Here is a 14,265-nt window from a genome sequence, read left to right on the forward strand (position 1 = left end):
CCATAAATACAAAACAAATCCTCGTTGTCATCTGGGTGATTCAAGTATCGCAGAAGGTAAAAAGTCCGCACACTACATGTATACTACATATTCCTCGGCAGGGCATGCAAGCATTGAGCGGATGTCTTCTGACATTCCGAATTATGCCCGGCCGCATTGTCCTCACGGCCGTAATAAAGAGGCGGAAATCCAGGCTCGGTCTGCATAACCGTTTAATCCGATGATATCCATCATTCGCGCATGGTATCGGAGATCGTCTTCGTCGGGCTGGGGCTCAGCGGAACGGACGGGATGACCGTCAAAGGGCTGAACGCTCTGAAAGAATGCGATAAGATATACGCAGAGTTCTACACTTCCGCACTGATAGGCGCCGGCATAGGGGATCTAGAGTCCGTCATCGGAAAGAAGATCAGCATAGTGCACAGGTCGCAGGTGGAGGAAGACGATATCATAATCTCTGACGCGAGAACGATGAGGGTGGGGTTCGTCGCCGCGGGCGACACCATGCTCGCAACGACCCATGTGGACCTCAGGATACAGGCGGCAGAGGAGGGGATACCCGTCAGATTGGTGCACGGGGTATCCATATTCGGGGCATGTCCCGCATCACTGGGCCTTCAGCCGTACAAGTTCGGAAGGACAGTGACCCTTCCGTTCCTGGAAGCGGATTATCAGCCAAAGTCCCCCTACGATAACATCAAGCAGAACAAGGACCGGGGACTCCATACGATGATCCTTCTTGATATAAGAGCCGACGAACTCAGATACATGACCGCCCACCAGGCCCTGGAGTGGCTGATGGAAGGAGAAAAGAAATGGGCGGAAGGCCTGATCACCGACAGGACCGTTATCTGCGTCGCATCCAACGTCGGGTCGAAGGATGAGAAAATATTCGCGGGATATCCCCAGGACCTTCTGAAGAAGGACCTGGGAGCGCCGCTGCAGACACTGGTGATCCCCGGCGACCTGCATTTCATGGAAGCCTATGCGTTAGTGGATTTCGCAGGAGCCCCTAAAGAAATAATCGACGAAGAGGACAGATGATGACCAGGTGTATCAGGGTCCCAAAGAGAGAAGGGGAGCGCGTGAGAGCGGACCTGCTGTCCGAAGGGATACTGGACACAACAAGGAAGATAGGTTCCGACGAACTTTTCCTTTTCATTCCCATACTGACAGACAGATACGGCAGCTACGAAGCGGCCGATGTCGATTTGGAGATCATCGAACAAACGCCGGCCGACTACAAAGAGGTACTGGACATACCGGAGGAGTTCAGGCGGGAACTGCCCACCTCCTTTGACATCATCGGCGACGTGGCCATAATAAAGATCCCGGATGTCCTTGTGCCGTACAAGGACCGGATCGGCGGGGCGATGATGTCCGTAAACTCATCGATAAGGACGGTGATGATGGACTCCGGGGTCAAAGGGGACCTGAGAATAAGGGAGCTTGAACAGATAGCCGGCGAGGGAAGCTCCGAGACGGTGCACAAGGAATTCGGGGTCAGGATGATAACGGACCCGTCGAAAGTATACTTCAATCCGAGGCTCGCAACGGAAAGGGCAAGGGTGGCGTCCCTGGTAAAGGACGGGGAGACGATAATTGACATGTTCGCAGGGGTAGCCCCATTCGGATTGGTCATAAGCAAAAGAGCCAGACCGAAGATAATATACTCAATTGATATCAATCCCGATGCGGAAAGGTTCGCCAGAAGGAACACCGAGATCAACCGCATAGAGAACATAATCTCCATAACAGGCGACGCCGCCGAGGTCATGATCGGACTTCCCGAAGCGGACAGGGTGATCATGAACCTGCCCCAGACAGCCGACTCCTTTCTCGCGAACGCGCTTTCTAAGACAAGGGTCGGCGGCACGATCCATCTTCACAAAGTGATCGAAAGAGCTGAGCTCGATGATCTTATATCAAAGATAAAGGAAGGCGCCGGCTCCCTTGGGTTCGGGATATCCGTCGGCTGCATATCGGAACTGAAGACATATTCGCCTACAATGAGCGTCTATGTCCTTGATATCAGAAGAGAAGTTTGAATCACTTCTTCACGGGGTCAAGCGTAACGCCGGTCTGCCCCTGATAGTTACCGCTCCTTTGGGCATAGTCTTTTTCCGAAGCGCCGGTCAGCGTTTCGAATATCATCTGGCAGAACCTTTCTCCTATAGGTATCTCCACGATCTCATCGGTCGCGTTGTACGCACCGAGGGTCAGCGTTCCTTCGAAGCCCGCGTCTATCTTCCCAAACGCGCCGATGCACCCTTTCCTGATCCATGTGGTCCTCATCCACAGCTGTGCGCAGATGTCCTTGGGCATACGCACCCTTTCTATGGTGGAGACGTAGAACATCGTCCTCGGAGGTATCCTGACGACGCCTTCTTTCTTGGTCTCCGGATCTCCCCTTATCGATATCTCCGATATCCTGAGGTCGTATCCGTTAGGGGTCAGCCCCCTCTCGTGGTAATCGCTGATCCCCAGGTATCCCGATCTCATTCCGTCAAGTATGTCCTTATCTGAAAGTATCGCCATGTTGCTGAATATGTCATGTCGTTTATAATGTTTATAGAACGGGCGGGACGCCTGAATATAGGCCGCAGATATTCTTTGGGCAAAGTTTAAAAGAAATTGAGATTCATTTGGCATGCATATACTTATATATATCCCGCTCGACCTTATATTTCTTTAAGGGAAGACCCCTTTAGGTGATGAAAATGGCAAAAAAGACAGTCGCATTCCCAGCGGTCATCGTTGCCGTCTTTGTTATCTGCGCGGCGACCGGGTATATCGTATGGAGCAATGACAGAAACAGCACGTCCAGTGTAAATGAATATTGGTTCTATGTGGATTACGGGGGCGAAGCACCGAACGGGTGGATCTCCGCGAAAAGCGACAATGCGTACAGAGGGTTCATCAAAGCCTTGGATGAAAATGAGATCAAGTGTGACTTCGATGAAGACCACGATAAGTTCATAATCTCTATCAACGGCGTAAGGCCGGACACCGCGGCCGGTAAAAGCTGGTATGTTTGGGAGTGGACAAAGGTCGGCGGTTCAAATGCGGAATGGCGCGACAAGAACAGGATACTGGAACATTCGACGGAAACAATATTCTATCTGGGCGTGACTGGGTTCGTCTTCATCGAACATGAGATCAAGTTTGTTGTGCTTCTAGACCCTAATGTGCAGTCGGGGTGGCAGAACGGAGGCCCCTTTGCCTCATAAATGACAATGCCTCTTCGGCGTCAGCTTTATTTTTTCTATATAGGGGTAATAACATCGACTAATTGATCATGCAATGCTTAGGTAATAGCCAGATCATATGCCGATCTTCCAGGGGTTCAAAAAATACAATAGAAGTTACTATTATGAACTAGAAATGAATTTTTTAACGAGTTCAAAGTTAAATAAACAATTTGGCGTACCTACCAAAAACATTGTTGGATATATGGTACAAATTATATACCAATTGTGACACTTTTGTCCAGCAGGATAAATTATTCCTAGGTGATAAACATGGCAGGAAAAAGCAACATGCTTTTGTTCATTGTTGTAGCTATCGTGGCAGTTGTGGTAGTATGCGCGGCAGCTATTTACTTCCTGAACAAAGATAGTGATGACAAAGACGGTGATAATGGATCCGAAGTGACCACATATTGGTTATATGTCGATTATGGGGCCAATGAGACAACCACAGTGACCAATGGATGGATGTCCGGAGAGGGCAGCAATGCGTATGAAGGAGTCTGCGCAGCGCTAGAAGGAAAAGGAATACCATATAACATAACATCAGGCGGAGGCATGGATGGACTTATAGTTGAAATCAACGGTGTCGAACCTGATTGGAATGCTACCGGGGAAAGTTGGTCACAGTTCATATGGACAGGAGATACAGACAGTACGATTTCTGACGGTTGGGAAGCGATGGGAACAGGTATAACGGGCGTGACAACGTCACAGAATATATTCTACTTTGGCGTGACAACATTTGATCCAGATACTTATGAGCCAGACCTGGACCCGAATGCCAAGTCTGGTTGGAAAAATGGAGGGCCGTTCGCTTAAATAGCATAAAAACAGCCGCTTCGGCGGCTTTTTCTTAAATATGGAGGGCGGATATTGGAAGCTATCAGGTTGAAAACAGCACTTTCTCTTCTGATAGTGGCCGTTGGCGTTCTGACCGTCCCCTTTATTACATCAAATACAGAAGCACCTCATCCCCAGGCATCCGGATTCTTGATCGATTTTGGGGATTGGAATGTAACTTGGACAGAGATGGATATGCAGAAAGATTCTGACCCATACGATGCGCTGAGCACCGCCTGCGAAAATAATGGTTTTACATACACAGTAGACGGCGGAACAGTTGAAGAGATCAACGGCGTATCGTCGAACTATGCGTATACCTGGAATCTATGGACGATATCTAACCACAGCGTTATGTGGGTAAAGGAACAAGATCCAGAGAGCGTGGACCTCTCCCGTTACACAATAGCCGCATGGGCATATACCGACGAGAACGGAACGCCGACGGTAGCCGTAGATGAATCAGGAAGGTCGGTATACGGATATCCGCAGGCGCAGAGGGTCATAACCCTTTCTCCCGCGATGACGGAGATAATGGGCTCTCTCAGGGCGGTAGACGCCATTGTGGGGACGGATATGTACAGCATATATCCGGACTCGGTCGTTTCAGGTCAGAACAACGGCAAGATAAAGATAGTGGGGGACTACCTTAACCCAAGCTTTGAGCAGATCGCTGCCCAGAGGCCGGATATTGTGTTCTGTGACGGTTCTCTTTACACTCACCACTTGATTACGGACAGGCTTAGGAACATAGGCATCAACGCAGTGCTCATGTACGGCGGTGGCAATGTTCAGGAAATAATGTACAATATTTACATCGCAGGAGTGGCCATCGAGTACGACATGCGTGCCGCCGAGGTCATAAACTCCATCGAGTATGCGGTAAGTGAGATGACGGAAATGTTCTCCCTATCGCCGCAGACCAGAGATGTGAATGTGATGCTCGCACTGGCTCCGGATAAATCTCCATGGGTCTCAGGCTCATACACATATGTCAGCGATCTCACGTCCATCGTAAACGGGAACAACGTCTTTTCATCGTTGTCCGGCTGGGCACAGATAAATTCGGAGCAGATAATATCGGCGAACCCTTCTTTCATTGTCCTGCTAACAGTGGACTACATGTCCACATCGCAAGAATATGATTCGATGATCAGCTCGCTTCCGGCGGAATGGAAGACCACCGATGCATATAAAAATGGGAATATATACCTAGTAAGCGAGGCTGCAGGATATATGTCCACTCTTCCCGGGCCAAGGTTCATTCAGCTGATGGAGATAATGGCGCGCATACTGCACCCGAATGTTTTCACGGACCTTGAAATCCCGAAACATATTGGGAATGATTACGGGGACTTCCTCACCTTTACAAAAGATCTTGACTTTAAACAATAACTGGGGGATAAATATTAGGAACTACGTTCGAAAGACCGCACTGTTGGCCGCTGCGGCGTTGCTTATGATAACTCCTTTGATGGTCGTCTTTGATGCCAATGCCGACGAACCAAGCAACGAAAAGGTCCTTTTCGACATGGGGAACGGAAACACGGTCTGGTCGGACATCAATGCCGGAGGCACAATAGACGACGTGCTCCGTAATGCGGCATCAGGCTGCGGACTCGATTACAGTTCGTCTGCAAGCAAGATCACGCTGAACGGGGTATCTGAGACAACGATAGGATCGTCATCTACAGGAGGAAGCCTAAGCGCATCTGGCGCTACAGGGGTGAAGGTAACATCGAAATGGATCCCATATAAATGGGATGGCGGAAGATGGATAGCGATATCCGACACGTCCTCTCAATACACCGGCGGATATCTCGCTCTCGGATTCTATCCAAATGGACAGGTGCCCGTTGAGACGCCGGAAAACCCATCCGCTTGGACAATGATAAGAGGCAATTCTCAACAGAGCGGCGCTCAGGATACCGCTGCTCCTGGAGGAGAGGCGGAATTGAAATGGTCACGTCAGGATGGGGGCGGAGATGCGGGCGTTCAGGCAGGAGTTTTATTGGCACACGGCTACGTTTTTGTAAAGTACAACTCATCAAAATCTCCAGCGCATGCTACGGTCGCCTGTTATGATATGGAGGGGGCAGAGGTATGGGAGTTTAACTTCATGTACCCCAGCGTGGTGAATTTCGATCTGTCTACGCCGGTCATTGTCGGGGATTACATCTACATCCCCGCTTCATACGGATACATATTCAAGGTCCCTCTGAAAGAAGGTCCTGGACCCGGTAACGCAAACGTAATGACATTCAACAATAAAACATACGGCAGTTTAGACATAGCGAATCGACAGGGGGCGATTCCCAACACGACCGCGTCTCTTGCAGGAAGTACCTACAACACTGGTCCAGGCTCGCTTATATGTGATTCCGGCGTAATATACTGCGGCTCAACCAATGGAATGATTTACTGTTTCGATCTGGATCTAAATCTGATATGGTCGAGACAGATGGGAGGATCGGCATATTTCTTCTCTCACACAGTTTACGACGACTACATCTTTGCAGGTGCGTTGAATGGAACGCTGTATGCGATCAACAAGGTCAACGGGTCAATAATCGACCAGGCGTCTGTGTATACAAGAGTGGTCAACGGAAGAGATTATGGATCCGTTCAGCAGGTATCGGTGTTCGAAGAGAACGGAGGTTATGTGCTGATTTTCGGCGTGTCTGATGGGAGAGGCCTGAACGCAATGGTCGGAGGTATCGGCATATATACGTTCGACGGGAGCAAACTTTCGGAAAGGACACTCAATACGGATATGTTCGGCCTGGTTGCAAACTATGTTCTTCCCGTCGATAGCGATGGATTCAAGGGAGTTTATATCACGGCAACAAATGGTCTGGCAAGGGTTGATTTGAATGGGAATTATGAGCTGCTTAACACTGAGATTACCAATGTAAAGGCCCCGATGGTGCTGGTCAATGGCGACACGATCTACATACAAGGCTATTCCCTTAAGGAGCCTGTTTATGTGGTCTCTCTCGATGGAAATATAAAAGGAACGTTCATGATGCCTGATACGGCCCCGACGAATTACAGCATGGCTCCGCCGTTGGTGATCGACGGCTGGGTGTACGCAGGGAACGACTCTGGAGTTAATGCTGTGTACGGGAATTTCCCCTCATACGGAGGCATCGGAGGGGCGGAGAAACCTCTGATCTACGCTCTGGCTATCATACTTGCAGTGATATTGCTGATACTCGCCGCAGTATATCTGCTGATCAGGTTCGTTAAAAAAGAGGACAAACCGTTCAATTATATCTCAAAGAGCGTGAGGCATTACCTCGGCGGAGAGGACCTGAGGCATAACAAGCGCAGCAAGAACCGTCTTTTGGTAGTGCTGGTTTTTGGCATAACGGTCACGATCGCAGTTTTTATTACATGTCTATGTGTAGGTTATAACGCAACCATGTCCATAGGGGAGATGTTCTCGTCTTTGTTCTCAGCAATATCGCACGGCGGAGCGGATCCGTCGAACCTCAACGAAATAAGGGTGTTCGAATCCAGGCTACCGAGGACGCTCGCCGCGCTCGGCGTCGGGATAGGATTATCGGTCGCCGGGAGCATGTACCAGGCAATAATAAGGAACCCTCTCGTAGACCCGTATATAATGGGCGTATCTGCGGGAGCGGGGACGGCAGCCGTCGCCGTCATAGCATTTGATTTCACATTCTTCGGACTCTTTTCGTCGCATTCGATATATGCGACGGCTATAACGGCAATGATCGGAGGCCTGGTCGCGTTTGCAATAACCATGTTCATAGCAGAAAGAGCAGGCAGATCATCGATCAATTACGTTTTAGCCGGCGTGGTGGTCGGTTTAGCATTCTCCGCCATACAGACGCTGATGCTGTCTATGGCCGGTCAAAGCGTGAGCAACGCCCTGACATGGCTGTTTGGTTCATTTGCGAATGTTTCATGGAATCAAGTATGGCTTATTTTGTTGCCTGGGTTCGCAATGTCTCTCGTCCCGCTGATATGGGCGAAAGAGTTCAACCTAGTCTTATTAGGGGAAGATCAGGCGCAGCAGATGGGCCTCAATGTCCGAAGATTCAACAGACTGATGCTGATAATGGCGTCCGTACTCACGTCACTTTGCGTGGCGTTCGTCGGGATAATTGGATTCGTCGGATTAGTGATACCGCATCTCTGCCGCATGATGCTGGGAGGCGACCATAGGCTGGTGCTTCCGGCGTCTATCGCCTTCGGCGGGGCGCTGATGATGCTTGCCGACCTTGCATCAAGGACGCTCTATCTGGGCTTGGAACTGCCGGTCGGTGCCATAACAACGATGATCGGTGTGCCGGTCTTCGCATATTTACTGATAAGAAGGGGGAAGATGTATGAAGGATGATGCCCCTCTTTTAGAGCTCAAAGACCTGAACAAGGTATATGAGGACGGATTCCACGCGGTGAAGGATGTTTCATATTGCATAGAGCCGGGCATGCTTGTCGGACTGATAGGTCCGAACGGCTGCGGGAAGACGACGATGATGAGATGCATCAATCATATGCACAAGATATCGTCGGGCGATGTGCTTATTGACGGAGAGTCCGTTCTGAGCAAGACCCCGGCGGAGATAGCCCGAAAGGTATCCAATGTTCCAGCCGAGCTGAGGGCAAGCTTCGGTCTCACCGTCTATGAAACGGTGATGCTGGGACGTTACCCTTATCTGAAGAACGTCTGGTGGGAGACCGACGAGGACGAGACGCTCGTGGAAGAAGTTATGAAGAAATTCAGCGTATTCCATCTGAGGGACAGGCCCCTGAACATGCTGTCTTCGGGAGAGAGGCAGCGTGCCCTCATCGCCAAAGCCTACGTCCAGGAGCCTCGGCTTATGCTCGTGGACGAACCCACCTCCCATCTGGACATGAAATACAAGCTGGAAGTGATGGAGTATCTCACGGCCATGGTCAAGAAGGACATGTCGGTACTTGTCGCAGAACATGACATATCGCTTATGGCCAGATACTGCGACATGTGCATAATAATGAAACAAGGCAAGGTCTATGCCATAGGGGACCCGAAGGAAGTGATCACCGAAGAGCTTCTGCAGGAAGTGTACGAAGTGAGCGCGTCTGTCGGTCTCGACAAGGACGGAGAGCTCTTCGTGCTTCCCAAAAGGTACGCCGGAAGGTATTATTTCTGAGTCAGGGCCGCCGACCCAAACTGCCCGATCTCAGAGGAATAAAATATATAACACACGGCCAATGTGGATTAAGGAAGGTGCGAGTGACGGCCCCCGAAGGGACCGGGTTCTCAACGTGAACCGCTCGGTTGCCCTTTAAGGAATATCAAGATCGAGAATGATCTCAATATCTCTGAGGATGACAACGATCCTGATCCGGATCACACCGGACGGACGTCGCATAAATACGCACCTCCTACCGGGTCGGTTCCGGATTCGCCGGGGTAGAAAGGTCGGCGAATCCGAACTTCCCAACAACCGGTAATCTCAGCAAAACCAAGCTGGCATAATAAACCCTCATGCTACATGTATGCAGTTAGTGCGGCCAGCAGCAGCCTAAGGCGGGACGGCCGCCGGCACAACCGGAGATAGAAATGGAGAGCCAGATCTCAGAATTAAGATCCGTCATCAATGATTCAGACAATATCGTATTCTTCGGCGGTGCGGGCGTTTCCACAGAAAGCGGCATTCCGGACTTCCGCAGCACAGACGGACTGTATAATCAAAAGTATGCATACCCGCCTGAAACCATGCTGTCGCACAGCTTCTTCATGGAGAATACCGCCGAATTCTATCGTTTTTACCGGGACAAGATGATATATCCGGACGCAAAGCCGAATGCGGCACATTTCAAGCTGGCCGAGCTGGAGTCGCAGGGAAAACTGAAAGCGGTGGTCACACAGAACATCGACAGTCTGCACCAGACGGCCGGAAGCAGATGCGTTCATGAGCTGCACGGCTCGGTCCATCGCAACTTTTGTATGACATGCAAAGCGGCACATCCGCTGGAGCATATTTTGGAAAGCGGAGGCGTTCCCCGATGCGTATGCGACGGGATTGTCAAACCGGACGTGGTCCTGTACGAGGAGCCCCTGGACCAGAACGTGTTGGAGGAGGCCGTCAGCGCGATACGGGACGCCGACGTTCTGATAGTGGGCGGGACCTCGCTGAACGTGTACCCAGCGGCCGGACTTCTTCAATATTACCGCGGCAATAAACTGATCCTGATCAACAAATCGGAATTGTCCTGCGAGCGCAATGCCGCGCTTGTCATCCGCGGCAAGATCGGGGAGGTGCTGGAGCGGGTGTGATCATATGAGTGTTCAGAAACGCATCAGGGATCTGCTCGAGCCTCTTTTTATGGAATATGGGAAAGAAATACGCCCTGCGGACAAGACCGCGATCGATATACTCAAACGTCGCACCGCCGAAAGGAACATACCTGCGGAGGTCACGGAACAGCTCGTTGAGTTCTACATGATAACGAACGGCGTCCCTTGTCTGGACAGTTTTGAACTTCACGCATGCGACGATGAGATGATCTTCGAGTGGTGGGAATACGGAGAACTGTGGATAGCCCGGCGTGATATGGATGTTCTGCGGTGGGCGGGCGGCATATTCTGCCTCGGAGACGCAAGCAATGTCAGCTTTGGTGCGGAATACGAATTCGGGTCATTGGCAGAACTCTTGGAAGCCGCTTTCGTCTATCGATATCACTCCGGCAATGATGATTGAAAGGCGGCATTCTCGTTAAAAAAGATGAGGGATTTTATAGTAAACAATGGAATTATGTAACATAGGATTAATAATCCAACCACGATACAGCAGTGATATCAGATGAGGCGCGGAAGAGAGGCTCTGGGGGGGATCCCGAAGACCGTCCACGGCGGACAGGCATGGAAGATGGAGGGAATAGAGGATTACAGCCACAATCTGAACCCTTTCGGGCCTCCCGAATGCCTCCCGGAGATAATCGCGACGGCCATGGATGACATCGGACACTATCCGGATGACAACTGTACCGAGCTGAAGGATGCTCTCTCGAAGATATTCTCTCTCAAAGAGGAGAACATCGCAATAGGCGCGGGGTCGTCGGAGATCATAAGGAATTTCCCCAACGCATTCATTGAAAGGGGAGAGAGAGCGGTCATCAACAGACCGTCGTTCGCGGAATATTCCCAACAGTGCAGAGTAGCAGGCATTGATGTGGTTTACAACGAGCTTGCCGAGGAAGAGGACTTCAGAATGAACGGGGAGCGCATATCCTCCCTGCTGAAAAGCGGGGCCAGGGCGCTGTACATCTGTAACCCGAACAATCCGACCGGAAGGATCGAGCCGAGGCGGAAGATATTGGAGATGGTCAAAGAATGCAGTGACGAAGGCGTGCTGGTATTCCTTGACGAGACGCTCCTGGAACTCGTTCCTGACCACGAGGAGATATCATGCATGAAGTATGTAAGGGAGTACGACAACCTCGTCGTCGCAGGCTCCCTTACTAAATCCTTCGCAATACCCGGCATAAGGATAGGTTACGGCGCCGCATCCGCTCCCTTGATAGAAGAGATGGACAAGATAAGGATGACCTGGAACGTCGGCCAGATAGAGCAGAATGTCGCGAGGATCCTTATGTCTGAACACACAGGATACGTGAGGAAAGCCGCCGCGGTGATGGCTGAGGAATCAAAAGTGATGAATTCCCGTCTGAACGAGATAGGATTCCCGGCCGGGAAGATATCGGACTCCTTCTTTTACTTCTGCTCCCTGAAGGAACTGGGGATAAGATGCTCGGAGTTCCAAAAGCTCATGCTGAAAGAGAAAGTAATGGTAAGGGACTGTGCGTCCTTCGGCGGCAGATTCGATCATTACGTGAGATTCAGCGTTAAGGACAGGGAGCGCAACGAGATGTTCGTTAAGGCCGTCGGGAATTCCATGAGGCATTTGGAGTGAGACGATGGAGCTGTGGCTGTCCGCGGTACTGATAGTCGTCATCGCATTGGTCATCGACAGAGTGGGGGAATTGCCGAACAGGTATCACCTCCTAAGGTGGATAGGCAACTTCGTCGGCTTCCTGGATAAGAGGGTGAAGAACAGAACTTCCAAATGGACGAAAGCGAAAGGGTTCTTCTCATACATGCTGGTGTTCTTTGTTTTCTGGTTTGCCATCATGGTGATATGCAGCCTCGTCCGCAACTGCCTTGACGGATACCAGTGGGAGGCCGTCGGCATAACAGCGACCTTGGGGGAGATCGTTTGGATAATCGTCATCGCATTCATGTTCAAGATAACGTTTGCGGTGTTCTCTTTCCGCCACCACTGCGCTCCGATACAGAACGATCTGAGAATGGGAGACATCCGATCCGCAAGGGAGAAAGTGCAGATGATAGTCAGCAGGGACGCCGGCAGTTTGGATGAGGAGCACATAACCTCCGCATGCTGCGAGACCATATCCGAGAACCTGGTGGACAGCGCTATGTCCCCTGCGTTCTATTTCGGATTGTTCGGGATGACCGGAGCGGTCATGTTCAGGTGCGCGAACCTGATGGATGCGATGTGGGGCTATCTGAATGACAAGTATGGGAACCTTGGATTCTTCGTCGCGAAGTTCGACGATGTCCTCGGATTTCTGACGTCGAGGATATCTCCGGCGTTCGTCGCGTTGGCAGCCTGGATATTCGGTTATGATCATAAAGGAGTGTTCAAGGCAGCAAAAGAGGAACACTCAAAGACCCCCAGCCCGAACAGCGGATGGCCGATGACGGCGGTCGCATGCGCAATGGGGATATCCATGGAAAAAAAGGATGTCTATGTGATGGGAAGCGGGGACCTGCCGTCGATCGACGACGTGACCAGATGTTATAAACTGGTCGAACGTATTTCCATGCTGTTCATATTGACGGCAACGCTCCTGTTCTTTGTATTCATTGGAATACATATACAGGTGTTCATAGAGGATAGGATATTTGACCTGCTGAGGATGATAGTATGAGGTATGTGAAGGATGTAAAGATATTCGAGGACGGGGATATGGCAACGGCAGTCGTATACCTGACGGAAAGAATGGAGGTTCTGAGCAGTGCGGTAACGAACAGCGGACATACGGTCACCGACACACTTTTCATCATGCAGGTACCGCACCATTATGTTACCGACGATCCCCTTCCCGACGTAAAGAGGACGATGGAGAAGCATAAGATACCGGAACATGCGGTTGGGTTCATGACAGCCGCCGAGGTGAAGTATGTGTTCTCGACGGTTGAGACAGATCACGAAGGTTATGAGACGTTTGCGGCGGTGACGGCGGGACTGAGCAACCACGTCGTCGCCGGGGAGCTTCTGGAGAACTGGGAAGAAAGATTCAGGATCTCTCAGGAAAGGTACAGGATGCTGGTCGGCGGGACGATAAATATCATAGGGATATCTCCCGTGCCTCTGACGGACGCCGCAAAGGTCAACATCATGATGCCCATGATCGAGGCGAAATCCGCTGCGATGGGCATACTCGGGTACAGAGAGACGGGAACCACTTCGGACGCGATCGCGATAGTGTCGCCTGCAGGCGACGAGAAAGAGAAATATGCCGGCACCGGTGTGCCGCTGGGTATATCGATGGCGAGGTCCGTTAAGGCGGCCGTTATAAGCAATCTTGTGAAGAGAGGGGACTTCCCGTACATGGGCACGTTCCTGGATGTTCTGAAAGGAAGAGGTATAACGAAAGAGCTTATGTGGGAGGCCGCGCTGGAACTGTACATCCCTAACCCAGCGTGGGACACCGACGACCTGGAAAGAAGATTCGGGTCAAAGCTGGACATTCTGTCCAGCGATATCAATATCTCATCGCTCATCCAGGGCGCGGTCGCTCTGGAGGACATAGGGACCAAGGACTGCATATGCGCGATGCCGAGGGGGATGTTCGCGGAAGACCCCATCCACCTGATAGCCGACGAGATAATCGGCATGCAGATAGCCCAGTACATCGCAGGAACGAGAGGCGTATTCGAGTTCCACCGCTTCGACAGACACAAGCCGGGAGTGATATCGAAACTAGGTCCGTTCATGGATGACATGCTGTGCGGACTGATAGGCGGCGTGATGTCGTCGGTATATACGGATATGTTCGACGAGCAATTCTGATGGGAGGTATTATATTATCTCCAGTCGCTTTACATCTGGTAATATGCCAGATGAAACTA

The 14,265-nt window shown here is 51.0% G+C and carries 13 protein-coding genes; 12 read left to right on the plus strand and 1 reads right to left on the minus strand.

All coding sequences use genetic code 11. The annotated features are described in order from the left end of the window. The first annotated feature begins 240 nt into the window (after positions 1-240). Positions 241-1,044: a diphthine synthase gene (dph5, locus tag FWG96_05425; protein MCL2032689.1), complete on the plus strand. Its 804-nt coding sequence runs from the start codon at positions 241-243 to the stop codon at positions 1,042-1,044. Further along, positions 1,041-2,048 carry a class I SAM-dependent methyltransferase family protein gene (locus tag FWG96_05430; protein ID MCL2032690.1) on the plus strand — a complete coding sequence of 336 codons (1,008 nt, stop codon included), beginning with the start codon at positions 1,041-1,043 and terminating at the stop codon, positions 2,046-2,048. Before dph5 ends, FWG96_05430 begins: the two co-directional genes overlap by 4 nt. A gap of 1 nt (position 2,049) precedes the next feature. Here the strand turns inward: FWG96_05430 and dcd are convergent, their stop codons facing one another. Further along, positions 2,050-2,538 carry a dCTP deaminase gene (gene dcd / locus FWG96_05435; GenBank protein MCL2032691.1) on the minus strand — a complete coding sequence of 163 codons (489 nt, stop codon included), beginning with the start codon at positions 2,536-2,538 and terminating at the stop codon, positions 2,050-2,052. Between the two features lie 182 nt (positions 2,539-2,720). Here dcd and FWG96_05440 point away from each other — a divergent pair, with 182 nt between their 5' ends. From FWG96_05440 to cbiS, 10 genes are all read left to right on the plus strand, one after another. Next, complete coding sequence (locus FWG96_05440; protein ID MCL2032692.1) at positions 2,721-3,230, plus strand: hypothetical protein; 510 nt, start codon at positions 2,721-2,723, stop codon at positions 3,228-3,230. Positions 3,231-3,521: 291 nt separating this feature from the next. Then, positions 3,522-4,070, plus strand: a complete 549-nt coding sequence (locus FWG96_05445; GenBank protein ID MCL2032693.1) for a hypothetical protein — start codon at positions 3,522-3,524, stop codon at positions 4,068-4,070. A gap of 54 nt (positions 4,071-4,124) precedes the next feature. After that, positions 4,125-5,486: an ABC transporter substrate-binding protein gene (locus tag FWG96_05450; protein ID MCL2032694.1), complete on the plus strand. Its 1,362-nt coding sequence runs from the start codon at positions 4,125-4,127 to the stop codon at positions 5,484-5,486. Positions 5,487-5,550: 64 nt separating this feature from the next. Then, positions 5,551-8,460 carry an iron chelate uptake ABC transporter family permease subunit gene (locus FWG96_05455; GenBank protein MCL2032695.1) on the plus strand — a complete coding sequence of 970 codons (2,910 nt, stop codon included), beginning with the start codon at positions 5,551-5,553 and terminating at the stop codon, positions 8,458-8,460. Continuing rightward, a complete protein-coding gene (locus tag FWG96_05460) occupies positions 8,450-9,256 on the plus strand; it encodes an ABC transporter ATP-binding protein (GenBank protein MCL2032696.1) in 807 nt (268 codons plus the stop codon). Before FWG96_05455 ends, FWG96_05460 begins: the two co-directional genes overlap by 11 nt. A gap of 413 nt (positions 9,257-9,669) precedes the next feature. Beyond that, complete coding sequence (locus FWG96_05465; protein MCL2032697.1) at positions 9,670-10,386, plus strand: NAD-dependent protein deacylase; 717 nt, start codon at positions 9,670-9,672, stop codon at positions 10,384-10,386. Positions 10,387-10,390: 4 nt separating this feature from the next. Then, positions 10,391-10,810 carry a hypothetical protein gene (locus FWG96_05470; protein MCL2032698.1) on the plus strand — a complete coding sequence of 140 codons (420 nt, stop codon included), beginning with the start codon at positions 10,391-10,393 and terminating at the stop codon, positions 10,808-10,810. Positions 10,811-10,912: 102 nt separating this feature from the next. Then, the gene (locus FWG96_05475) at positions 10,913-12,022 is read left to right on the plus strand and encodes a histidinol-phosphate aminotransferase family protein (protein ID MCL2032699.1); all 1,110 of its coding nucleotides are present in this window, start codon (positions 10,913-10,915) and stop codon (positions 12,020-12,022) included. Positions 12,023-12,026: 4 nt separating this feature from the next. Beyond that, positions 12,027-13,061 (plus strand): adenosylcobinamide-phosphate synthase CbiB, encoded by a 1,035-nt coding sequence (gene cbiB, locus FWG96_05480; protein MCL2032700.1) that lies wholly within the window; start codon positions 12,027-12,029, stop codon positions 13,059-13,061. Next, the gene (gene cbiS / locus FWG96_05485) at positions 13,058-14,206 is read left to right on the plus strand and encodes a bifunctional adenosylcobinamide hydrolase/alpha-ribazole phosphatase CbiS (protein ID MCL2032701.1); all 1,149 of its coding nucleotides are present in this window, start codon (positions 13,058-13,060) and stop codon (positions 14,204-14,206) included. The genes cbiB and cbiS overlap by 4 nt, the downstream gene beginning before the upstream one ends. The last annotated feature ends 59 nt before the right edge of the window (positions 14,207-14,265 follow it).

This window comes from Candidatus Methanoplasma cognatum (assembly GCA_009777615.1).
Lineage (GTDB): Archaea > Thermoplasmatota > Thermoplasmata > Methanomassiliicoccales > Methanomethylophilaceae > Methanoplasma > Methanoplasma cognatum.